This is a genomic window from Larkinella sp. (genome assembly GCF_965227735.1).
In the GTDB taxonomy this organism is placed as follows: Bacteria; Bacteroidota; Bacteroidia; order Cytophagales; family Spirosomataceae; genus Larkinella.
The window spans coordinates 1,839,382-1,861,447 of sequence record NZ_OZ245776.1 but is presented as its reverse complement, the minus strand read 5'-3'; the positions used below and the strand labels follow the sequence as shown (position 1 = coordinate 1,861,447).

Below are 22,066 nucleotides of genomic sequence, written 5' to 3'. Positions count from 1 at the left end.
AAATACTGTACCTTTTGATGTATTTATGTGATAATCAATTGTATAGGTTTTTTCTTGAAGATCGTTAAAAATGAACCTGATTTTATTTTACGGATAATTACTCAACTTTATGGAAAGTTATTTCTAACCATAAACGTGTACGACTATGCCCGCAATTATTCCTCATCAAAAAGATCCAAAGTGTGAATTAGTACTACAGCCTGATACCGGGCCCATCACCGGAGAAGATTTCCATAAATGGAAAGATGAATTTTATAGAAGAAAGACAACTTGGATTAACATTACTGATGTTGACTTAAGTATGGATAAGGAAAAAAAATATTTCGATGCTACTATATTTGATGGAATACTTAAATCTCCTGGAATAAGCAAGCTTGTTATCTTTTTTGGATGTAAGTCTAAAATAGAGAAACATAGAGATCTAGATGTATATGCTGCAGGTGTAGATCAAAATTGTAAAATTATTACTCCCATATACAAAGGAAGAATTGATAAAGACGGTAAGGACACTTCTGTTGAATTTGATGATTTAAAAAAAGGGCAAATAAACTGGATAAGTAGAAATTTGCATATGAATGCTCCTGGTTTATTTGATCCATATAACGAATTCAATGGATATGCGCATGACCCAAGTTTTCTAAAAAGATGCTTTTTTGAAACTGAAAAGCCTGAAGAAGAACGATTATACAAAAAAGTCGCTATCTACTTTGGAGTAGATACAAGGAAGCAACACAGGAATACGGTTATTTTTATCGGTATAGATAAAGATGGAAACGAAGATCTTCCGGTAAAAGATGCAATTACGATATTGGCAGTCGACAACGGTGCCCAGTGCTGTCCTATTCCTGATGATCCTACTCCACTTCTTGAAACACGTCATGCTTGAAGTTTATCTTGGTTTCCTACTTATTAGCCTGATTATCGCCGTCAGCCAGCGGAAGTTTTTAACCCAGAACTTCCGCTGGCTGATGTGGTCGCTGGTGGTGACGTGTATTGCAGAAGGAATCGGGTACTATCATCTGCGGATGATAAAAAACTCCAACTTCATTTATCACTTTTATCAACCGGTTGAGTATACATTAGTTGCTTTATTTTATATCAATACCCTTGATAGCACTCTCGTCAGGAAAGTGATTCGTGCTTCTATACCAGTTTTTGTACTTTTTTGCTTACTTAATTCATTGTTTTTTCAGAATATTCATTCGCCTAATTCGAATTGCTTCATGGTTGAAGCGGTTTTATTGATTGCATGGTCAGGGTTTTATTTTTATGAATTATTTAATATTAATACTGAAGAACGTATTTGGAGTATCCCTGAATTTTGGGTGTGTACGGGTGTGCTTTTTTTTTACGCAGGTACTTTTTTTCTAATGGGTTTGCTGAATTATTTATACAAGGTAGATATGGGGTTGGCCAAGAAGCTATATGTAATTAATCACGTTTTAAATATATTGCTATACAGCCTTTATGCAGTTGGATTTATATGCAAAGCCCGGCAGATGAAGTCGTCATTGTGATCATAGCGGGCACCGTCCTTATGCTATTGCTGGTGACTTTTGTTGCTACGTTCTTTTTTCTATACCAAAAGAGAAATTTTCGCTACCAGCAGGAACTCATGCAAGCCAAAGAATCCTACGCGCGCGAACTCCTTAAGTCACAACTCGAAATTCAGAACCACACCCTTCAGCAAATCGGGCAGGAACTGCATGACCACATTGGTCAGATGCTCTCGCTGGCCATGATCCAGCTTAGCGTCTTGGAAGAAGAACTGGCAGAAAGTTCTCACGCGCCGGCGATGAAGCAAACCTTCGATACGGTGGCCCGCACCATGGAAGATGTGCGCCAGCTCTCCAAAACACTCGACAGTGGCACCGTGCAACGGCATGGCTTGCAGGAGAGCCTCGCGCTGGAAATGGAGCGGATTCAGCGTACGGGTCGTTTTCAAACCCAGTTTCAATGTGTTGGCGCACCGTATTCGCTGGGTGAACAGACGGAGACCATCCTCTTTCGCATGGTTCAGGAATCGCTCAACAACGCCATGAAGCATTCCGGAGGGCGAAACCTGAAGGTTAGTGCCGATTATGCACCCGATCAATTTGTGCTCATCATCACCGACGACGGTCGTGGCTTCGATGCCGGCGAAGTCGCTGAACGTGCGCTGAGCAAGTCCGGTTCGGGCTTACTGAATCTGAAACAGCGCGCCCGGTTGCTGGGTGGTGAATGCGCGCTCGTTAGTCAGCCGGGTTGGGGGACACGCGTTGAAATTCGATTGCCGCGTGGATGAGCTTGACCCTGCACAGTGAGTAAAAATACGGTCTGATAATTGGTTAAGATGACTTGCATGGAGTGCGGATTTGCCTTAATTTCAAGCCATTGACTAAACGATATCTCTGTGGAAACCTCTATCGCCTTAAAAACCTCCATCGCCATTGTCGATGACCACCGCCTGCTGGCTCAGGCCCTGGCTGACCTGATTCAGAAATTCGACAACTACGAAGTAAGTATTGTGGCCGAAAATGGCCGCGATCTGATCCGGCACCTCGGCCAGGGCAACTGTCCTGATATTGTGTTGCTGGACATCAACATGCCCGAGATGGACGGTTTTGAAACTGCAGCGTACCTGAAAGAACATTGCCCGGCCTGTAAAGTGCTGGCTCTCTCGATGATGGATCGCGAGGAGAACATCGTGCGGATGATTCGGAATGGCGTTCGGGGCTACCTACTCAAAGGCTGCCGACCCGCCGAACTGCGTCTGGCGCTCGACGACCTGCGCACCAAAGGCTATCACTACTCCGAATTTATGACCACCCAACTCGTCCGGAGTCTGAATCCCTCTGAAAACGGAACTCCGGCGGCCCTTTTCAACCTCAATGACCGTGAACTCACATTTCTGAAGCTGGCGTGCAGCGAACTGACGTACGTCGAAATTGCCGACAAAATGTGTGTCAGCGCCCGGACCGTCGATGGCTATCGGGAAGCGGTTTTTCTGAAAATGCAGGTGAAAACCCGCGTCGGTATGGTGCTCGAAGCCATCCGCTGGGGTTTGGTACAGCTATAGACCGGTTATCTCCAATTTTTCCCGTATTTTTGTGCCAACGCAAGGTTGGGTGGTAACTACAGCCTTGCCGGGTTTATTCTCGGTGCCGGGCGACCGGTGTCGTTCTACGGTTCCAAACAACACACATGGCTAAAGTTTCTGATCACATCCGTCAGGCGAACGGAAAAACGATCTTTTCAATTGAAGTTATCCCACCGATCAAAGGCGACAATCTCAAAAATCTGTTAGACAATATCGAGCCGTTGATGGAGTTTAAGCCTCCGTTCATCGACGTGACGTACCACCGGGAGGAGTACATCGAACGAGTCGAGCCCGACGGAACGGTTAAAAAAATCATCACCCGAAAACGACCCGGAACGGTGGGCATTTGCTCGGCCATCATGCATAAATTCGGGGTCGATCCGGTACCGCACGTGCTTTGTGGCGGTTTTACGAAGGAAGAAACCGAAGATTTTCTGATCGATCTGCATTACCTGGGCATCGACAACGTGCTGGTTTTGCGGGGTGATCCGGCCAAACCGTTCGATACTTTCAAACCCAAAACAAATGGCTATGCCTACGCCAGTGAACTGGTGACGCAGGTTGCCAATATGAATCGGGGTGTATACCTGCACGAAGGTTCGCACGCCATGACGCCCAGCAATTTCTGCATCGGCGTGGCGGCTTATCCCGAAAAACACTTCGAAGCGATCGACCACGATACCGACTTCAGGTACCTGAAACTGAAAATCGACAAAGGCGCCGATTACATCGTGACGCAGATGTTTTTCGATAACCAGAAATATTTCGATTTCGTCCGGCGTTGTCGGGAAGCGGGCATTACGGTTCCGATCATTCCGGGCCTGAAACCGCTGAGCACGCGCAAGCAGTTGCAGGTGTTGCCCCGGCTGTTTCACCTCGAAATGCCGTCCGATTTGGTTAAAGCCGTGGAAGCCTGTGAGGATGACAAACAGGCCCGGCAGGTGGGCATCGACTGGTGCATTCAGCAGTGCCGCGAACTGACAAAAGCCGGTGTGCCGGGACTCCATTTTTACACGATGGGAAAATCGGATAACATCGTTAAAATTGCCCGGGAAATATTCTGACCGACTGGCCGGACGAATGGGGATTCGTCTGGCCCTACTTATTCCTAAACCAAACTCTTCTTTCTATGAAATCCTTCCTATTTTTTTGCGGGGTATTGATCTCTTCCTATGCCTACGCCCAACCTTCCTCGGGTGAAAAAGTGGTTCTGGATATTGAAAAACAGCGTTTTGAGGCACAAGTCACTAAAAACTACGCGGTTCTGGAAAAAGTGCTGGGCGACGATCTGATTTATAACCATTCCAACGGCAATCAGGACACCAAACAGTCGTTCATCCAATCGATCCGGGATGGGAAACAAAGCTACGATGCGATCGAAATGCTGGAGAGCAAAGTGCTTCTGTATGGCAATACGGCGGTGGTAAGCGGTATTTGTCAAGTCAAGGCTGCCAACAACGGGCAAACCATCAACACCAAACTGCGCTACACGGATGTTTACGTCAAAAAAGGCACGCAGTGGCAGATGGTCGCCTGGCAATCGCTGAAGCTGGCGAATTAGGAGTTAAGAATAAAGAATGAAGAGTTAAGAATGCGTCAGCCAACCGCACGGGCGGCCAACTCTCAACTCCTACTTCTTAACTTTTCACTACACACCGCTCATTTTTCAGGATGTCCAGTCCGCCGTCTTCGACACGCAGCCGGGATTTTTCGTTGTCGAATTCTTCCCGGTGAATTTCCTTCAGTTCTTTCCGTTTCATGGCTTCCAGAAACCGGCGGGTATCGTCCGGTGATTCGAGCAGGAGGGGCGGCACTTCGGTCGGCTTGTGATCGTCGTCGGTGGCCACCATCGTAAAATAGGAGGTGTTGGTGTGTTTGACCGAACCGGTTCGGACGTTTTCGGCAATTACTTTAATCCCAATCACCATCGATGTCCGGCCGACGTAATTGACCGACGCCATCAATGAAACCAGTTCTCCCACTTCCACGGCCTGTCGGAAGTTGACGCCTTCCACCGAAACCGTCACGCAGTAGGCTCCGGAATGTTTAGACGCACAGGCGAAAGCGACTTTATCCATCAGAGACAGCAGAATACCGCCGTGGATTTTACCACCGAAATTGGCGTAGGAGGGGATCATCAGCTCAGTGAGCGTGGTGCGGGAAGCGTTGATAGATTTGGGAGCCATGAAACTCAAATTACGGTGAAAGGATCATAAAGATGCCCCAATTTCTACAAAAGGAAGGGAATCATTGTTAAAATTAGCGAAATCAGTGTCCAAAAAAAGGCACCGCGTGGAAGCCGACGGTGCCTTTAACAAACCTAATCAAGAATCGTGTCAGTCGCTGCTTAGACGGAGAAGCTTTCTCCGCAACCGCAGGTCCGGCTGGCGTTGGGGTTTTTGAACTGAAATCCTTTGCCGTTCAGGCCGTCGGAAAAATCCAGCTCGGTGCCGGCCAAGTAGAGCAGGCTCTTCCGGTCGACGTAAATTTTGATGCCTTTGTCTTCGACGATGTGGTCGTTGGGTTGCTGGGACGTATCGAATTGCAGATCGTACATCAGACCGGAGCAACCCCCGCCCTGCACCGCCACGCGGATGGCATAGTTATCGTTCAGGCCATCTTTCTGGCGGAGTTCAACAATTTTATCTTTGGCTTTATCGGTTACCGAAACCATAATCTTACGGAGTAGTTGTACGCTAAGGTAAAAACCGCTTCCCGAAAAGAAAAGTTTCTCTTCAATTCTCAGATTACCTCTGATGTTCTCTGATAAACTCTGTGGAATAACTTTTAACTTGGGGCGAGTTGTTACACAGAGCTAATCAGAGAACATCAGAGGTAATCAGGAAAATGGTGACGAATGTAGAGCATATTGGGATTGCGGTGAAGAGCCTGGCGGCTTCCAATACCCTGTTTACGAAGTTGTTGGGCGAGAAACCGTACAAGGCCGAAGCCGTGGAATCGGAGGGGGTGACGACCTCGTTTTTCAAAATAAACCAGACCAAGATCGAGTTGCTGGAAGCCACCCACCCCGACAGCCCGATTGCGAAGTTTCTGGAAAAAAAGGGCGAAGGCATTCACCACATCGCCTTCGAAGTCTCGGATATTTACGCCGAAATCGACCGCCTGAAAACCGAAGGATTTACGCCCCTGAACGAAACCCCCAAACGGGGCGCCGACAACAAGCTGGTTTGCTTCCTGCACCCGAAAGAAACGAACGGCGTGTTGGTGGAGTTGTGTCAGGAAGTGAAAGAGGAGAGTAAGGAGTAAAGAAGAAAGAAAAGAGAAGTAAATAGCCCATGGCTTTAGCCGTGGGTTTGAATGAAAACAAACCCGTTCAATAAAAACCGTTTCAACGGTTTAGCTCATACGATTATGCTAAAGCGCGTTTCCATCCAGAATTTCAAAAGCCTGAAAGACGTTACCCTCGACCTTCAGAAAGTTAATCTGTTGATCGGTCCGAATAACTCGGGGAAGACGAATTTTTTGAAGGCGCTGGAGTTTTTTTCACTCGGCGGTTTAGGTTCTCAAAAGATCACAGAATTAGAGTCTGTTTCGTATAAACATAAGAGGGTAGATATTAAATATGAATTTGATTTTGTTCCTAACCCAGACGAGTATATGGCTCAAACTTATGGAAAGGAAGGGAGAGATAAATATCATTATGTTCAGGTTTTAGAAGTAAAAGATGGTGGTGACTTTATTTATGTAGACACAAAAAATGACGATTGGTTTGTTGATGAGCACGATGAGAAATCAGATATTCAAACTTTTGGAGGGGATAGAAGGGAATTCTTTGAATATATGTCAACTAAAGTTTTTAGGCCAGATCCGTTAAAGCTTGTCCAGCCAGTTAAATTTTCAGCAGATGAAGTTCATTTATTAGCTGATTGCTCCAACCTTATTTCATTTTATTTCTATCTGGAAAATAATCTAAAAAAGGTAGCAAGAAATATTCAAGGTGATTTATCAAAATGCATTCCCGAAATTTCATATTTCACGACACCTCCAGTAAAGACAGGTAACGAAAGTTTAATTGGACTTAGATTTTTTGATAAAGAGGAAAATGGCTTTTGGGCAAATGAAGTCTCGGAAGGAGTTCTTTATTTTCTTGCCCTGCTTTGCATTATTCATCAGCCCAATCCACCCAAACTTCTCCTCCTTGAAGAACCCGAACGTGGCATACACCCGCGCCGAATTTGGGAGGTGATGAAATTCATCTTTCAATTAGCCGAAGAAAAGGATGTTCAGGTTATTTTGACTTCGCATAATGAGCACGTTGTCAATGCTTTTTCGTCAATGCCCGAAGCGGTTTTTGTGTTTGATAAAGATGAAGCTACCATTGTTAAAAATCTGCTGACGGAAATTATCGAACCGTCGCATAAAAAAAGCGAAGAATTGGGCTTAGATAAAATTGATTTTACTGAAAATTTAGGAGAAAATTGGCTTTACGGTTTATTAGGCGGAGTACCTACTGACAATGACTAAACTTATTTACACCTTAGTAGGCGAAGGATTTGCAGAATATGCGTTTATTCCGGCCTATCTGAAACGGATGGCAGAAAACCGTTCTGTTCAGTTCGTTAGAAGTAATATTCGGATTGCAATTTCTGCTAATCCAAGTGCATCCAAAGTCATCGAGAAAGCTGCGCAATTTTGTGAACAAGCCCTCGTTAGTGAAAGTCATGAGCTTTTTATTATCGGTATTGATCTTGATAAAGCCGATTTTCCGCCCGAGCTTATGCACCACACAAAACGCAGGAATGAACTTGTGGCAAAATTGGGTAAACTTCACAAGACATTTGAAAAGAAAATAGTGCTATATGTACCAATTCAGGCTTTTGATCATTGGCTGTACTACCAATGTTATAAAGTAAATTTGAAGGAAGTAAAGCCAACACCAAACAGCCTGGAAGCGAAACACCAGGACGAAATAAAAACCCGGCTTTACGGTAAAAAAGCGGCTGATCGGCTTACAATGGAAAAGATAGCCAAAACCGTCGCCGAAAAAGCCGATTTTGACGAACTCGCGAAACAATCCCGTTCGTTTGACCATTTTCATAAACAAATCGTTACTTTTCTGGCGTCGTACAACAACACCACAAAACCATGAAATATTACAACTCCATCATAGATACCATCGGCGATACGCCCCTGGTGAAGCTGAATAAGGTGACTCAAGGCATCCGGGGGACGGTTTTGGCGAAGGTCGAGTATTTCAATCCCGGCAACTCGGTGAAAGACCGCATCGCCGTTCGGATGATCGAGGACGCGGAGAAGGCCGGAATCATCCAGCCGGGCGGCACCATCATCGAAGGCACGAGCGGCAATACCGGTTTTGGACTGGCGCTGGCGGCCATTGCGAAGGGCTACAAATGCATTTTTACGATGGCGGATAAACAGTCGAAGGAGAAAATCGACATTCTGCGGGCGGTGGGCGCCGATGTGGTCGTTTGCCCGACCAACGTGGAGCCCGACGATCCGCGCTCGTATTACTCCGTGGCCAAACGCCTGAACCGCGAAATTCCGAACTCGATTTACCCCAACCAATACGATAATCTCTCGAACACGGCGGCCCATTACAACACCACCGGTCCCGAAATCTGGCGTGATACCGAAGGCAAAATCACCCACTTTGCTGCGGGCGTCGGCACGGGCGGGACGATTTGCGGAACGGCCAAATTCCTGAAAGAACAGAATCCAAACGTGGTTACCGTCGGCATCGATACCTACGGGTCGGTGTTCAAAAAATACAAGGAAACCGGCATTTTCGACCAGCGTGAGGTGTATCCGTATCTGACGGAAGGCATCGGCGAGGATATTTTGCCGCAAAACGTCGATTTCAGCCTGATCGATCATTTCGTGAAAGTGACCGATAAAGACGCGGCCATTATGGCCCGGCGGCTTTCGAAAGAAGAGGGGCTTTTCGTCGGCTGGTCGACCGGTTCGGCGGTGCATGGGGCGCTGGAATGGGCGCGGGAACACCTGACCGACGACGATGTGCTGATCATTCTGCTGCCCGACCACGGCACGCGCTACCTCGGCAAAATCTACAACGATACCTGGATGAAAGACCACGGTTTTCTGGAATCGCGCGAATTTTCGACGGCCCGCGACATTGTCCGCAGTAAAAACGGGAAAGGCGTGTTAACAACCGTCGACCAGGATCTGAAAGTGGGCGATGCGATCCGGCTGCTCAACCAGCACAGCATTTCGCAGATTCCGGTGACCGAAGCCAACGGCGAAATCGTCGGCAGCCTGACCGACTCGACCATTCTCAGCAAACTCATTGAAGACCCCGCCGTGAAAGACCTCACCGTCGGTGAGGTGATGGATAAACCGTTCAAATTTGTGGCGCTCGACAATACTGTCGATGTGCTGTCGTCCCTCATCGACCGCGACAACAAGGCGTTGCTGGTGCGCGACGAAAACCAGCAGGTTCACATCATCACGCAGGCGGATTTGCTGGCAGCGATCACCAATTGAACGATGAGTTATGAATGATGAACGATGGATGGACAAGTCGCAATCGGGTCGCAGAAATTTTCTAAAAACCGCTCTTGCTGGCGTGCCACTTCTCATGTCTGAAGCGCCTTTGGTAAGTCCTTTGATAATGGATAAACCGGAGCGCGTTCGGCTCAGTTGCAATCTTTACTCGTTCAACGAACCGCTGATGAGCGGGCAGATGACGCTGGAACAGGTGCTGACTTTTTGCGCGGAACTGGGCTTCGACGCGGTTGATCCGACCGCCTATTACTTTCCCGGCTATCCGGCATTGCCCGACGATCGTTATCTTTACGACATCAAGCGGAAAGCATTCCGGCTGGGGCTCGACATCAGCGGAACCGGCGTGCGGAACGACTTCACCCTGCCCGACTCAACGCGCCGAAAAGCCGAAATCGAGCTAGTCAGAAAATGGGTTGGTTTTGCCGCCCGGTTCGGAGCGCCCGTCTTGCGGGTTTTCTCCGGGGTTGGCAAGGAACTCAAGGCCGGGTATAATCGCGAAGAAGTCACGACCTGGGTCGTGGATGCGCTTCAGGAATGTGTCGAGTTCGCGGCCCGGCAGGGCGTGATCATTGTGCTGCAAAACCATGCAGATTTTATTCAGACAGCAGATCAGCTTCTGGAGATTGTCAGACGCGTAAACTCGGACTGGCTGGCGGTTAATCTGGATATTGGTAGCTTTAAAATCGGCGATCCCTACGCGCAGATCGCCCGTGTCGCACCCCATGCGGCAACGTGGCAGATCAAAGAAAACTTGTTTGTCGACGGACAGGAAACCGTGACGGATTTGTCCAAAATCATGCAGATTGTCCGCCAATCGGGCTACCGGGGGTATCTCCCCATTGAAACACTCGGCAAGGGCGACCCCCGAACCAAAGTCCCGGTCTTCTACGAAAAAGTCAAAAAAGCCCTAAATAGTTAAAATACCCCAACCCCCTAAAGGCCGGGCGGCCGGTGCCGGGCTAAACCATCCGGATGTTTCAGCCCCCTTTAGGGGGTTGGGGGCGAAAAGCGAAAGCATTTAACAGCCCGGCCTTTAGGGGGTGGGGGTATTTTAACTACCTCCGGTTGTCATCGCCCGAAACCATCCCCAGATAGCTCCAGTAGCGGCTTTCGGCGATTTCTTCGGTGCCGACGGCTTCCTTGATGGCGCAACCAGGTTCGTTGATGTGCAGGCAGTTGTGAAACCGGCACTGGTTCAGCCGGTCGCGCATTTCGGGAAAATAGTGGCTGATTTCTTCTTTCGCCATATCGGCCAATCCCAGTTCCTTGATACCGGGCGTGTCGATGATGTAGGTGTCGGGCGCAATCTCGAACATCTCGGCGAAGGTCGTGGTGTGAACGCCCTTGTTGGCAAACGTCGAAACCTCATTTGTACGCAGGTGCAGATCGGGAGCCACGGCATTGACCAAAGAGGATTTTCCAACGCCCGAATGGCCCGCCAGCAGGCTGATTTTCTGGTCCAGCAAATTCCGGAACACGGCGACGTTTTCGCCTTCGGTGGCCGAGGTTTCCAGACAATGATAGCCAATGTTTTCGTACAGATCGATGATTTCGCGCTGGTAGTCCAGGGCTTCGTCTTTCAGAATATCAGCTTTGTTGAACACCAGCGTGGTCGGAATTCGGAACGATTCGGAGGTGACCAGAAACCGGTCGATGAAACCGAGCGACGTGCGCGGAAAGGCCAGTGTAACGATCAAAACCGCCTGGTCGAGGTTGGCAGCCAGAATGTGTCCGTGGCCGGTTTTGTGAACGGATTTGCGGATGATGTAATTGTCGCGGGGCTCGATGTCGGTGATGACGACGGTATTTTCGAGTTCATCTTCCAGGTCGAAGCGCACGCGGTCGCCCACGGCAATCGGATTAGTGACCTTCAGGCCCTGAATCTTGAATTTGCCTTTCAGCCGGGCGCGGTAGATGTGTCCGTCGGTGTTGCGGACTTCGTACCAGGAGCCGGTGGAGCGTAGGATTAAGCCGGTTTGCAAGGTTATTTTTGGGTTGTTACACAGGGTTTATCAGAGAACATCAGAGGTGATCAGAGGGCTTAAATGCGGGATTGACCACTCGGCGAACCCCATCTTTTAACAAAGTAACGTGAAAATTGATTAGTAAACCTAAGTGAAAATGACCCAATTTTAGATAGGTCAGGATCTGGGCAAGATGCACGTCGGTTAGTTGCTCAACGGTTTTGAGTTCCACGACAACTTTTCTTTCCACCAATAAATCCATCCGATAGCCGTGATCAAGTTTGATTTCTTTGTAAATGATTGGCATCGGTTTTTCCCGCTCAACGAATAAGCCGGCATTGGTTAATTCATACCCTAAACATTCCCGGTAAGCAGATTCCAGCAACCCCGGTCCTAATGCCCGATGAACCTCAATCGCACTCTGTATTATCTTCTGAGAAATTTGATTCTGCAGCATCTCTGATAACCCTGATTTCCTCTGATTAACTCTGTGTAACAACCTTTGCTACAATCTCCATCACTTTAGACGTAGCACCGGTATTCAGAGTAACGTAATCGCCGGAAATAGCGGAAGCAACGGAAGAATCCGCATAGAGCCGCGTAAAAACCGTCTCCAGTTCAGCGGAGTTGGAAACCGGAAAAGCCGCCCCGGCCTTCACCAGATCCACGGCTTCCTGAAATTTGCCATAGTTTGGCCCGAAAAACAACGGCATCCGGAAGGTCGCGGCTTCCAGAATGTTGTGCAATCCCTTGCCAAAAGCCCCCCCAATGTAGGCAAAATCGCCGTACTGGTAAAGCGACGAAAGCATCCCGACGTTGTCGATGATCAGATGGTTGGATGGTTGGATGGTTAACTGGTTCGCAACTTCCGAAAACCGGATGGTTGGGCCGGGGAGCTGGCTGCGCCAGCGTTCGATTTCGTCGTCGTGAATTTCGTGGGGCGCAATGATGACTTTCAGCGGTTTCTCGAAACGGTTCAAAAACGGAATCAGCACGTCCATGTCGGCCTGCCAGGCACTGCCCACCACCAGCAGGGGCGTATCGGCTTTGAACAACCGGGCCACTGGAATATCCTTTTTAGCATCGGCCACCTGCTTCACCCGGTCGAACCGCGTGTCGCCCGCCAGCGTCACGTTGGTCACGCCGATCTTTTTCAACAAATCGACCGACTCCTGATTCTGCACCAGAATGTGGTTGAAAAACCGCAGGAAAGAGCGATAAAAACCGCCGTAGGGTTTGAAAAAGATCTGGTCGGGCCGGAAAATCGCCGAAAACGAAAAAGTCGGAATCTGCCGGGCTTTCAGTTCCCGCAGGTAATGATACCAGAATTCATACTTGATAAAAAACGCAATGGCCGGGTCGACGCGCTCGACAAAATGCCGGGCGTTGGCAGCCGTATCGAAGGGAAGATAAAAAATATAATCAGCCCCCGCGTAGTTTTTCCGGACCTCATAGCCCGAGGGCGAGAAGAACGTCAGCAGGATTTTATAGCCGGGATACTGTTGCCGAAAAGCCTCCATCACCGGGCGTCCCTGTTCAAATTCACCCAGCGAGGCCGCATGAAACCAGACAATCGGTGCTGCATTATCAGCCAATTTTGTGTTTATTTGTTCCAGCCATCCACGGCGCCCCTCCACCGCCAGCCGGGCTTTGGGGTGAAACCGGGCCGCAACCTGAAGCGCAGCCTGGTAAAGTCGGATGGAGGTCGTATACAGTGCAGAAAGCAAGCGGATGTTCGTTGGTTCGATCCGTAAAACTACAAACTCAATTGGTATATTTTAACGCATCAGCCCATGCAATCGTATGATACCCTTGTCGAAGCCCTCGACGACCTCACCAAAAAAGGCTACACGCACGACTTTAATATTGCCGACGACTGCCTGATTTGCCATACGCCGAACGTCCAGCTTCGGCCCGAGCAGTTTCACATTGTGGACGTGTTCCGTTTCGAAGGTATGAGCAACCCGGACGACAGCTCGATTCTGTACGTGATCGAGTCGACCGATGGCATGAAAGGAACGTTGGTCAGTGCCTACGGGGCCTATGCAGATGAAGTGTCGAGTGAAATGATGGAAAAATTAAAGATTCACTGATTCTGAAAGAAACTTTTCCGGCTCAATCGGGCTTATAAGCACGTAGTTACGTGTGAACAAGCATCATGAACTGGAACAAACTGCAAGACAACGCCCAATTAGCCCAAATCAAGCAAGAGTCGGCCGAACAGCCGGTATTGATTTTCAAACACAGCACCCGCTGCTCCATCAGTTCGACGGCTTTGAGCCGAATGGAACGCAACTGGAGCAATTCGGCCGGTATCAAACCGTATTATCTAGACCTGATTGCATTCCGTTCCGTGTCGGGGCAGGTGGCCGACGAGTTCGGGGTCGATCATCAATCCCCTCAGGTTCTGTTGATTCAGAACGGCGAATGCATTTACGATGCTTCGCATTTTGAGATTTCGTTTGATGATCTGAAACAACAGGTCGTATCGGCATAATCCAATTCGGATCGAATTGACAAGCGCCGTCTTCCAGGGAAGACTGGCGCTTTTTTATAGCTCTTTTGTGAAATTGCCATGCTGAAATCCGCCTTTTTCATTGAAGAATGGACCGAAAACCACCCCCGGTATTCGGAATTTCTGAGCTGTCTGGAACAAACCGCACCGGATCAGCGGGAATTTGTTGTTGGCGATTATTCCCGCACTCATCCCTGCTATCTATTCGTTGCCTGGCAAGTCAATGCCGTTGTCGGATTTCTTCGGATTGCGGTTCAGCCGATCGGTCCGGAAGCCAACTGCCCGCCCCTGTATCTGAAGGGAGAATTGCTGACGGAAGCCAAGATTCACGCGTTTGCCGTTCGGGAAGAAAGCCGTAATCAGGGAATTGGAACGGCGTTGCAGCGGGCTGCCATCCAAAAAGCGCGGACGTTGGGTTGTTACCAGGTTTCGTCCTACAGCCTCTACGAAAAGGCCGCCAACCATCAGGTGAAGCTCGCTTTGGGATTTGCCGCGCAACCGGAAGTCCACGGCGATACCATTCAGGGCGTTTATTTCGTGATGCCGCTTCGTATTCCTGAATAGATAACCGGACATTTTGCACTTTGGGCAAGACTACCGTACTTTCGGTTGTGAAACACTACTTTTTAGAGCAGAGTCTTCGTCTCAGCAATCGGGCAGTGAATGGTTTTTATAGGTATCAGCAGAAATGAAATCAAAATTCATTGCGATCAGCGATAGCATTATCGAGAAAATTAAAACCGGCGAGTTGCAGCCGGGTGACCAGATTCCTTCCGAAAATGAGCTGATTAAATTTTTTAACATCAGTAATACAACGGCGCGGAAAGCCCTGCTCGAAATCGAGTCAAAAGGCTGGGCGAAGCGGATAAAAGGCAAGGGAACGTATGTATTAAACCGCACCGACGACCACCATTTAATCCGCACGCTGGGGTCCATCTATGCGACCCGGCGCGGTTTTCACGATAGCTTAATTGCGGAAGGTTTTACGCCTAAAAATATCGTTCTGGAGAAAACCATTCTGGACGATGGAATTTCATCCGAAATAAACGGGCGGCATTTTATCATCGACGGCCCGGTTTTAAAACTGCATCAACTTCGCTATGCCGATGATTTATTGATTAAGGATGAAGTGAAATACATTTCGCTAAACTTGTGTCCAAAGATCAATAAAATGCCGACGGAAATTTCGTATTTCAAAGTCTATGAAAATAGCTATCACCTGAAAATCAATGAGGTGCAGCAAACGCTGGGCGTAACGATCATGCAGCCCAATACCAACAATTTTGAGATCAGTAAACCCACACCGGCTTTTGTGCTCGATAGTGCGGTGATCTGTACGGGCGAGAAAGTGGTTGAAATTGAACGCTCGTATTACCACGGTGATAAATACAAATTCGCCGTCATTGCCAGCCCCGAACACGATTACCGACCCGCCAAACCGATTACTTCATAAACCACTTGAGCAATTCGTTGGTAATCAGTTGATGCCCTTTCAGGTTGGGGTGATTGACGTGCGACATATACTTCACTAAATCACCTTTCGTAGTGACTTTTTTGAATTGCGCATACGAATCGACCAGGCCGATGTGGTGTGTTTCGGCCAGTTTTATAATCTGCCGGGTGTGCTGTTCCAGTGGGTTTCCGGCAGCCATAATATCGACCCGTTGATCCGGCGAGGGCGTCAATAGAATGATTTTTATATTTTTCGAAAGCGCCGACTGAATCATTTTCTCCCAGGCTTCTTTCGCCTTTTCCAATCCGGCTCCCCGGTCGTTCAGGGCGTAATCGATAAACAGAACATCCGGTTTATGCACCAGCACATCCCGTTCAAACCGTTCCTGACCTTTCACTGAATTTTCGCCACCAATGGCTGTCACGATTACATTGATTACCGCATACGGATAGCGTTCTTTCAGTTTCGCCAGCACCAGATTTGGATACGATTCGAGCGTGTGGACTTCGTGGTTGTGCCAGTATCCGGCGGGAACCGAATGGCCGTGAAAGACCAGATTTATCGTTCGGTTTTTGGGCCACTCAATGACCATTTCCTTCTGCAAATCGGCCAAATACGTCGCCGGGTCGGCAATAGCCGGGTTTTGCGCTTTAGAAATACCGGCGAAACTCAGTAGGACAGCGAAAAGAAAACCCGTCATTTTTCTCATTTTACGACTTGTGTTTTGATGGTTTGGATCGTAACCGGCCCCAGTAAACCGGATTCGATGAGCGGAACCTGTTTCCAGGGCGTTCCTTTATACCCAATGGCAATGTTGGTATTCGTGAATTTTTCGCCGGTAAGGGCATCGCCCGTCAGCCGGTTCGACCAGGTGTTGGCTACCTCGACTTTCAGCGTATTCGCCCCGGTTTTTACCAGATTCGTAATGTCAAAACGGTGCGGTTCGGCCCAACTGATGCCCAGATGCTGACCGTTCAGCCAAACATCCGCTAGTTCCGACAATTTTCCGAGATTTAAAAAGACCCGCTCGTTCTGTGACGAATCAAAAGCCGTGGAAAATTGAAAGGCTTTCTCATAGGTGCCAATGCCCGAAAAATAACGGATGCCGGGTTGGTCGGATTCCGTCCAGGAGATGAGTTTTGGCAACGTGACCGACTCCGGCGCTCCCCAATTTTTGGCAAAACCGAGCTTCCAGGGGCCTGTGACTTCCTGCGTCCTGATTTCAGTGTTCATCCGCTTCAGGGCGGCTTTAGCCTCTGTCAATTCGACCGTCCCCGGTTGCAGAAACCGCAAACCGTTGGGTGTGTATTCAAACAACGGCATTGGATTGGCCGACGCAAAACCGGTATAGGGCGGTTTGGAAACGGACGGATTGAATACAATAAAACAGGAGCCATACGCCGGTAAACTCAACGGCAACCCGAGCTGTTGTTTCTCCTGATTAAAAACAGAAACCGGCACCGTTTCGCCCGTAACCGGGTTCCAGATTTCCGGTGTTTTACCCGTTTGCCGAAATGAAACGTTGGCCGAAACAGGCTGATCGGTGGTGTTTCGAACCAGGTAATAATCCGTAGTCTGGTGGCGGTAATGAACGAAATCCAAAGCACTTGATGACGCATTGATAGCACTGAAATCTGGCCCAATATTCCGTTTTTTAAGCAAAGCCAAAGCGGTTTCATTCGAAAATCCCTGGCCGCTGATCACCGCGCCTTTTTTCGCCAGCTCCCGGAGTTTGGCCCAAATTTTCGGCGATAGGTTTTCCACATCACCCAACGCCAGCACGCTGAACGTAGCCCCGTTCGATAACGCCAGTTTTCCGTTTTTTACGGTCAGATCGTTGAGCAGAATATCCGTGTTGATAATCTCGTAATCGTAGCCCGCTCCCACCGAAAACCGGGTGTTTTTGGGCGGCACAAAATTTGGGACTTTATCGCCGTAATAATACACCACATCGGCCACGAAATTTGTACCTTGCAATACGTGCGAGATCCGGCCGAGGTAGTCCGTGAACGGTTTTACTTTCGACCACCATGTCTGTTTGGTGTTGAAGTGCGTGCCGGCTCCGTAGACAATGCCGGGGAAACCGGTGCCTTCCGGATTGTGGCTAAAGCCGTGAATAACAACGCGGTTCATGCCTTCGCAAAACGCGCGGTCGGCGATGGATTTCAGGTCGAACGGCCCTTCCTGCCAGTGGTGAAAACTCGTGAACGATTCTTCTTCCACCATCCGGCGCTTGTAGATGTGGGCCGCTGCGGCCACTTCTTTCACCAGCCACATGATGTCCACACTGTCGGCGTCGTAGTAGTGGTACCGGCTCCAGAACTCCCCGCGCGGCACATCCAGCGAACCCAGCGCCTTCAGCGTTTCGACCGGTACGTTGTGCAGCGGAGGACCGGGTCCGCCCGCTTCCGACGCGATTTGCAAACCGTATTGGTTCGTAATTTCTTTGGCTTTCCGGTAGTGATTTTGGATCATCAGTTCGGATAACGTCCGGTTATAATCCTGCTGAAAATGGGCGGTTCGTTCCGGACTAAGCAGCGTTTTATCGAACAATACCGGCAGAAATTTATCGATCGAATAACCGTTTAATTGAAGAAATTTACTCGGTAACGAAGGTGTCCAGACAAAACCGGTGGCTTCATAACTCGCCAGATACAAAGTCTTCAGGGCAGTTTTTGAAAAATCCCCGAAGAGCGGTTTCAGACGGTCGATGAAATACTGGAAATGGGCGCGGGTAGCCGTCGAATCAAAATGGTCGATAATCGGCCCGGTAGAGTTAGGGCTGGGCAATTTTAACGGTTCGCCCGAATTGGAACAAACGTAGCGGTGAATTTCCCACTTTCCGGGCGGAATATTCCAGTTTAATGTCTCACTTTTAGCGTCGAAATACCGGGAAAGCGAAATGATTTGGGTCGTATCCAGAAAGCCGGTTTTGTCGCGCACCGGCAGCGCAACCACGGCGATTTCCTGGTGAAAAACCGGTTTGCCATCCGCGCCAAATTCGATGAGGAGCGGTTTGCCTTTGGCATCGGTTTTGGCAATGATCGGGAAGGGGAGTTTGATTGGTTTTTGCGCGGATCCATCCACCGTCAGCTTCGAGACGTAAATCGACTTGGCCGCGTGTTGCGGAGACGTCCAACTACCGCCCGCGTTCCAGCTACTGGCCAGATTCAGACCCACTTCCAGGTTTAATCGGGTGGCTTCCCGGATCGCGATTTCGATGGCTTTCAGCGATTCAGTTCCCATAAATGCCGGGCCAGCCTTCACCATATTGCTGGGATTGTTGTAAGCCGGAACGCCAATTTCAAAGATGTCCACCCCGCCGATCCCGGCGGTTTTCATCGCTCGCAGTTCTTCCTTCAGCCGCACCGTGTCGACGTTGCCGTTCAGCCACCACCAGTAGGTTTTGGGCCGGGCCTGCGGGGGTGGGTTTTTGAAGCCGTCGCGAATGGATTGGCGCGTGGCGGTTTGCCCATTTGCAAAGATAGTTACAAACGTTAGGGCAACAGAGAACAGTGCTGTTTTCATGCGATGAGTTGTTTCTACCAGACCTTTGAGGAGAGCCGCTGCCAGGGCGGTCGCTACCGCTGTCAGGGTCTTCGACCGCTGACAGGGTAGCGATTCAACGAATGGTTTTGATCGTCTGAATCGTCACCGGCCCCAGCAAACCCGACTCGATCAGCGGCAATTCGCCCCACGGAACCCGATTTTTGTTGGCTTTGGTGATGTTGGTTTTGGTGAACTTTTCGCCGGTGAGCGCGTCGCCCGTCAGCCGGTTCGACCAGGTGTTGGCCACTTCGACTTTCAACGTGTTTTCACCGGTTTTGACCACCTCCGTAATATCGAAGCGGTAGGGGGGCGTCCAGACGATGCCCAGCGGTTTATCGTTCAGCCAAACCTCACCGACTTTTGACAACCGTCCCAGATCAAGGTAAATCCGCTGATTCTGAGCGGGGTTGGAAGCCGGTTTGTATGAAAAAACCGTTTGGTAGGTGCCGGTTCCCGAAAAATACCGGATGCCTTTCTGATCGGAATCAGTCCAGGAAATGAGTTTCGGAAACGTCGCGGATTCGGGTGCGCCCCAGCCCTTGGGAAAGCGGAGTTGCCACGGACCTTCCAGCGTTACGGCGGGCAGCGTATTGTCGATTTGCTCAAAACCGGATTCTTTTTTTACCTCAAAAGCCCCCGCCTGTAAAAACGTCAGGCCGTTGGGCGTAAAGGCCAGATGCGGTGGATGGGGGCCGGAACCGGTCACTTCGTTGTGGTGAGCCGGAGCGGTTTCCTTGGAAAAAACAACAAAATACGTTCCGTAGGGAGGCAGCGAAACAGGCAGTTGAATGTGTCCCTCCGCCTGCGTATACACCAACACCGGAGCGGTTTCGCCGGTCAGCGGGTTCCAGATTTCGGGCGTTTTGTCTGCCTGACGGAAGAAACAGTTGCGGGAAACCCACTGATTTGTTGTGTTGCGGATCAGGTAAAAATCTACCTCGCCGGTTCGGTAATGAATGTGATCCAGTGGTGTTTCGCGCTGGTCGGCTTTCTGGTCGGCGTAGCTGAAATCCGGCCGGATTTTCAGCTCGGTCAAGGTAGGTAACGCCGGTTTCTGGTCCGCCAAACGGCCGCCCTGTTCCGCCAGTTTTTTCAGTTTCGCCCGAACCTCCGCCGGAATTCGCCCTTCCGTTCCGATACTCAACACCTTATAGCGACCGACGCCCGGCAGCACCCACTCGCCGTTTTCTACGGTCAGGTCCCGCATTAAAACTTCCGTATTCACGACTTCGTAATCGTAGCCCGGCCCAACCGAAAACCGCGTGTTTTTGGGTGGAATCAGGTTCGGGACGTTGTCGCCGTAATAATGCAGGACATCGGCCACGAAAGCGTTTTTTTGCAGGATGTAGGAGATTCGGCCCAGGTAGTCGTTGAACGGTTTGACTTTCGGCCAGTAGGTTGTTCGGTCGTTGTAATGCGTACCGGCAAAATAGGCGATGCCGGGGTGGCCCATCTCCGCCGGATTGTGCGGAAAACCGTGGATCACCAGCCGGTTCATCCCCTCGCAGAAGGCGCGGTCGGCAATCACTTTTAGGTCCGACGGCCCTTCCTGCCAGTCCCAGTAACTCGTAAATGACTCTTCTTCAACGATCCCGCGTTTGTAAATGTGCGAAGCGGCTGCAATTTCTTTCACCAGCCAGATCATATCCACGAGACTATCCTTGTCGTTTTCCATGAAAAACTCGCGGTTGTACCAGTATTCCCCGCGCGGCACATCCAGCGCCCCGAGTGCTTTCAACGATTCGACCGGAATGTGGTGCAGGTGACCCGGTCCGCCCGATTCCGAAATGATTTGCAGGCCGTGGCTGTTGCAGATTTCCCTGGCTTTCCGATAGTGGTTGTTAATCATCAGCTCGGACAGTGTTTTGTTAAAATCGAACTGAAAGTTCTCCGCTACTTCCGGCTGGTACCATTCCTTGTTGTAGATCGCGGGCAGAAATTTGTAGAGGTCGTAGCCGTGCAGGTTGCGGAAAGCGGCCGGTAAGGTCGGGGTCCACGTAAATTCTTTGGCTTCGTAACTGGCTAAATACAAGTTTTTTAACGCTGATTTGCTGAAGTCGCCGATCCCCGGTTTCAGCCGGTCGATGAAATACATAACGTGCCTCCGCGTCGCCGTGGAGTCGAAATGGTCGATGATCGGGCCGACGGAATTGGGCGTGGGGCGGATCAACTGCTCGCCGGAATTGGAGCAGACATACCGGTAAACATCCCACGAACCCGCTGGCGCTTTCCACGAAAGCTGTCCGGTTTTGGCATCGAAATAAGCCGTCACGTTGATGACTTTTGTGGTGTCCAGTTGGGACGTCTGACCGGCGGGCAGGGCAATCACGGCCACTTCCTCGTGGTAAGCCGGTTTGCCATCGGCTCCGTATTGAATGGGTCTTGGGTTTCCTTTTTTATCGAGCGTAATGGTTGGAAAGGGCAATTTAACCGCCTGTTCACCCGCGCCTTGTACCGTCGTTTTGGAAAAATAAATGGTTTTTGCCGCGTGCTGGGGCTGAACCCAACTGCCACCGGCGTTCCAGCTACTGGCCAGGTTGAGCCCCACTTCCAGGTCCAGCTTACCGGCTTCCCGAATCGCCAGTTGGATGTTTTTGACCGACTCTTCGCTCATGAAAGCCGGCCCGGCGGGAATGATCTGGTTGGGATCGCTGGCAGGCGGCAGGCCGATTTCGAACAGATCGACGCCCCCCATACCGGCGTTTTTGATGGCAAGCAGCTCTTCCTTCAACCGGAGAGTATCGACGTAACCGTTCAGCCACCACCAATACACTTTGGGTCGGGCCTGAATGGGTGGATTTTTGAAGCCTTCTTTCAAGGTCGAATAGCTGATCGCTTCGGTTTCGGATGCGGTTTTGTGGCAGGAAACCAGCGAAACGAAAAGCCCAATCCCCAACAGGCAGGAAGTGAATTTCATCGGGAGGAATGATTAAGGGTTTAAAATTGCCCCCAACCCCCTAAAGGGGGCTAGAAAATCCGCTAGTTTAGCCCCCTTTAGGGGG

Annotated in this window: 23 protein-coding genes; 15 read left to right on the top strand and 8 right to left on the bottom strand. The window is 49.8% G+C overall.

Annotation, left to right across the window (positions count from 1 at the left end; genetic code table 11):
• The first annotated feature begins 145 nt into the window (after positions 1 to 145).
• The 6 genes from ACO064_RS07160 (at position 146) to ACO064_RS07135 (ending at position 4,640) form a co-directional block, all read left to right on the top strand.
• Entirely contained in the window at positions 146 to 886 is a 741-nt protein-coding gene (locus tag ACO064_RS07160; RefSeq protein WP_421826705.1) for a hypothetical protein, read from the top strand.
• Complete coding sequence (locus tag ACO064_RS07155; RefSeq protein WP_421826704.1) at positions 879 to 1,517, top strand: hypothetical protein; 639 nt, start codon at positions 879 to 881, stop codon at positions 1,515 to 1,517. Before ACO064_RS07160 ends, ACO064_RS07155 begins: the two co-directional genes overlap by 8 nt.
• A gap of 98 nt (positions 1,518 to 1,615) precedes the next feature.
• The gene (locus ACO064_RS07150; protein ID WP_421826703.1) at positions 1,616 to 2,284 is read left to right on the top strand and encodes a sensor histidine kinase; all 669 of its coding nucleotides are present in this window, start codon (positions 1,616 to 1,618) and stop codon (positions 2,282 to 2,284) included.
• A gap of 108 nt (positions 2,285 to 2,392) precedes the next feature.
• Positions 2,393 to 3,058 carry a response regulator gene (locus ACO064_RS07145; protein WP_421826702.1) on the top strand — a complete coding sequence of 222 codons (666 nt, stop codon included), beginning with the start codon at positions 2,393 to 2,395 and terminating at the stop codon, positions 3,056 to 3,058.
• Between the two features lie 125 nt (positions 3,059 to 3,183).
• Positions 3,184 to 4,143, top strand: a complete 960-nt coding sequence (gene metF, locus ACO064_RS07140; protein WP_421826701.1) for a methylenetetrahydrofolate reductase [NAD(P)H] — start codon at positions 3,184 to 3,186, stop codon at positions 4,141 to 4,143.
• A 65-nt stretch (positions 4,144 to 4,208) separates the two neighbouring features.
• Positions 4,209 to 4,640 (top strand): nuclear transport factor 2 family protein, encoded by a 432-nt coding sequence (locus tag ACO064_RS07135; RefSeq protein WP_421826700.1) that lies wholly within the window; start codon positions 4,209 to 4,211, stop codon positions 4,638 to 4,640.
• Positions 4,641 to 4,716: 76 nt separating this feature from the next.
• On the opposite strand, the gene ACO064_RS07130 is transcribed toward ACO064_RS07135, so the two are convergent.
• Both ACO064_RS07130 and ACO064_RS07125 read right to left on the bottom strand, forming a co-directional pair.
• Positions 4,717 to 5,265 carry an acyl-CoA thioesterase gene (locus ACO064_RS07130; protein ID WP_421826699.1) on the bottom strand — a complete coding sequence of 183 codons (549 nt, stop codon included), beginning with the start codon at positions 5,263 to 5,265 and terminating at the stop codon, positions 4,717 to 4,719.
• Between the two features lie 161 nt (positions 5,266 to 5,426).
• Positions 5,427 to 5,753: a HesB/IscA family protein gene (locus ACO064_RS07125; RefSeq protein ID WP_421826698.1), complete on the bottom strand. Its 327-nt coding sequence runs from the start codon at positions 5,751 to 5,753 to the stop codon at positions 5,427 to 5,429.
• Between the two features lie 173 nt (positions 5,754 to 5,926).
• On the opposite strand from ACO064_RS07125, the gene mce reads away from it, so the two are divergent.
• The 5 genes from mce (at position 5,927) to ACO064_RS07100 (ending at position 10,502) form a co-directional block, all read left to right on the top strand.
• Complete coding sequence (gene mce / locus ACO064_RS07120) at positions 5,927 to 6,346, top strand: methylmalonyl-CoA epimerase (RefSeq protein ID WP_421826697.1); 420 nt, start codon at positions 5,927 to 5,929, stop codon at positions 6,344 to 6,346.
• A 51-nt stretch (positions 6,347 to 6,397) separates the two neighbouring features.
• Positions 6,398 to 7,564 carry an AAA family ATPase gene (locus ACO064_RS07115; RefSeq protein WP_421826696.1) on the top strand — a complete coding sequence of 389 codons (1,167 nt, stop codon included), beginning with the start codon at positions 6,398 to 6,400 and terminating at the stop codon, positions 7,562 to 7,564.
• Complete coding sequence (locus ACO064_RS07110) at positions 7,557 to 8,189, top strand: DUF4276 family protein (protein WP_421826695.1); 633 nt, start codon at positions 7,557 to 7,559, stop codon at positions 8,187 to 8,189. Before ACO064_RS07115 ends, ACO064_RS07110 begins: the two co-directional genes overlap by 8 nt.
• Positions 8,186 to 9,562, top strand: a complete 1,377-nt coding sequence (locus ACO064_RS07105) for a cystathionine beta-synthase (protein WP_421826694.1) — start codon at positions 8,186 to 8,188, stop codon at positions 9,560 to 9,562. Before ACO064_RS07110 ends, ACO064_RS07105 begins: the two co-directional genes overlap by 4 nt.
• A gap of 127 nt (positions 9,563 to 9,689) precedes the next feature.
• Positions 9,690 to 10,502: a sugar phosphate isomerase/epimerase family protein gene (locus ACO064_RS07100; RefSeq protein WP_421826693.1), complete on the top strand. Its 813-nt coding sequence runs from the start codon at positions 9,690 to 9,692 to the stop codon at positions 10,500 to 10,502.
• 136 nt (positions 10,503 to 10,638) lie between these two features.
• On the opposite strand, the gene rsgA is transcribed toward ACO064_RS07100, so the two are convergent.
• From rsgA to ACO064_RS07085, 3 genes are read right to left on the bottom strand one after another with little or no spacing between them, the layout of a single operon-like run.
• A complete protein-coding gene (gene rsgA / locus ACO064_RS07095) occupies positions 10,639 to 11,565 on the bottom strand; it encodes a ribosome small subunit-dependent GTPase A (protein WP_421826692.1) in 927 nt (308 codons plus the stop codon).
• A gap of 40 nt (positions 11,566 to 11,605) precedes the next feature.
• Entirely contained in the window at positions 11,606 to 12,004 is a 399-nt protein-coding gene (locus tag ACO064_RS07090; RefSeq protein WP_421826691.1) for a GxxExxY protein, read from the bottom strand.
• A gap of 25 nt (positions 12,005 to 12,029) precedes the next feature.
• Positions 12,030 to 13,274 carry a 3-deoxy-D-manno-octulosonic acid transferase gene (locus tag ACO064_RS07085; RefSeq protein ID WP_421826690.1) on the bottom strand — a complete coding sequence of 415 codons (1,245 nt, stop codon included), beginning with the start codon at positions 13,272 to 13,274 and terminating at the stop codon, positions 12,030 to 12,032.
• 66 nt (positions 13,275 to 13,340) lie between these two features.
• Here ACO064_RS07085 and ACO064_RS07080 point away from each other — a divergent pair, with 66 nt between their 5' ends.
• From ACO064_RS07080 to ACO064_RS07065, 4 genes are all read left to right on the top strand, one after another.
• Complete coding sequence (locus ACO064_RS07080) at positions 13,341 to 13,640, top strand: phosphoribosylpyrophosphate synthetase (RefSeq protein ID WP_421826689.1); 300 nt, start codon at positions 13,341 to 13,343, stop codon at positions 13,638 to 13,640.
• 65 nt (positions 13,641 to 13,705) lie between these two features.
• Positions 13,706 to 14,044, top strand: a complete 339-nt coding sequence (ytxJ, locus tag ACO064_RS07075) for a bacillithiol system redox-active protein YtxJ (RefSeq protein WP_421826688.1) — start codon at positions 13,706 to 13,708, stop codon at positions 14,042 to 14,044.
• Positions 14,045 to 14,122: 78 nt separating this feature from the next.
• Positions 14,123 to 14,626 (top strand): GNAT family N-acetyltransferase, encoded by a 504-nt coding sequence (locus ACO064_RS07070; protein WP_421826687.1) that lies wholly within the window; start codon positions 14,123 to 14,125, stop codon positions 14,624 to 14,626.
• A gap of 124 nt (positions 14,627 to 14,750) precedes the next feature.
• Entirely contained in the window at positions 14,751 to 15,515 is a 765-nt protein-coding gene (locus ACO064_RS07065; protein ID WP_421826686.1) for a GntR family transcriptional regulator, read from the top strand.
• Here the strand turns inward: ACO064_RS07065 and ACO064_RS07060 are convergent.
• From ACO064_RS07060 to ACO064_RS07050, 3 genes are all read right to left on the bottom strand, one after another.
• Positions 15,505 to 16,224, bottom strand: a complete 720-nt coding sequence (locus tag ACO064_RS07060; protein WP_421826685.1) for an SGNH/GDSL hydrolase family protein — start codon at positions 16,222 to 16,224, stop codon at positions 15,505 to 15,507. The two genes, ACO064_RS07065 and ACO064_RS07060, sit on opposite strands and share 11 nt — an antisense overlap.
• A complete protein-coding gene (locus ACO064_RS07055; RefSeq protein WP_421826684.1) occupies positions 16,221 to 19,043 on the bottom strand; it encodes a glycosyl hydrolase in 2,823 nt (940 codons plus the stop codon). The genes ACO064_RS07060 and ACO064_RS07055 overlap by 4 nt, the downstream gene beginning before the upstream one ends.
• 94 nt (positions 19,044 to 19,137) lie before the next feature.
• A complete protein-coding gene (locus tag ACO064_RS07050; RefSeq protein WP_421826683.1) occupies positions 19,138 to 21,981 on the bottom strand; it encodes a glycosyl hydrolase in 2,844 nt (947 codons plus the stop codon).
• Positions 21,982 to 22,066: the final 85 nt, after the last annotated feature.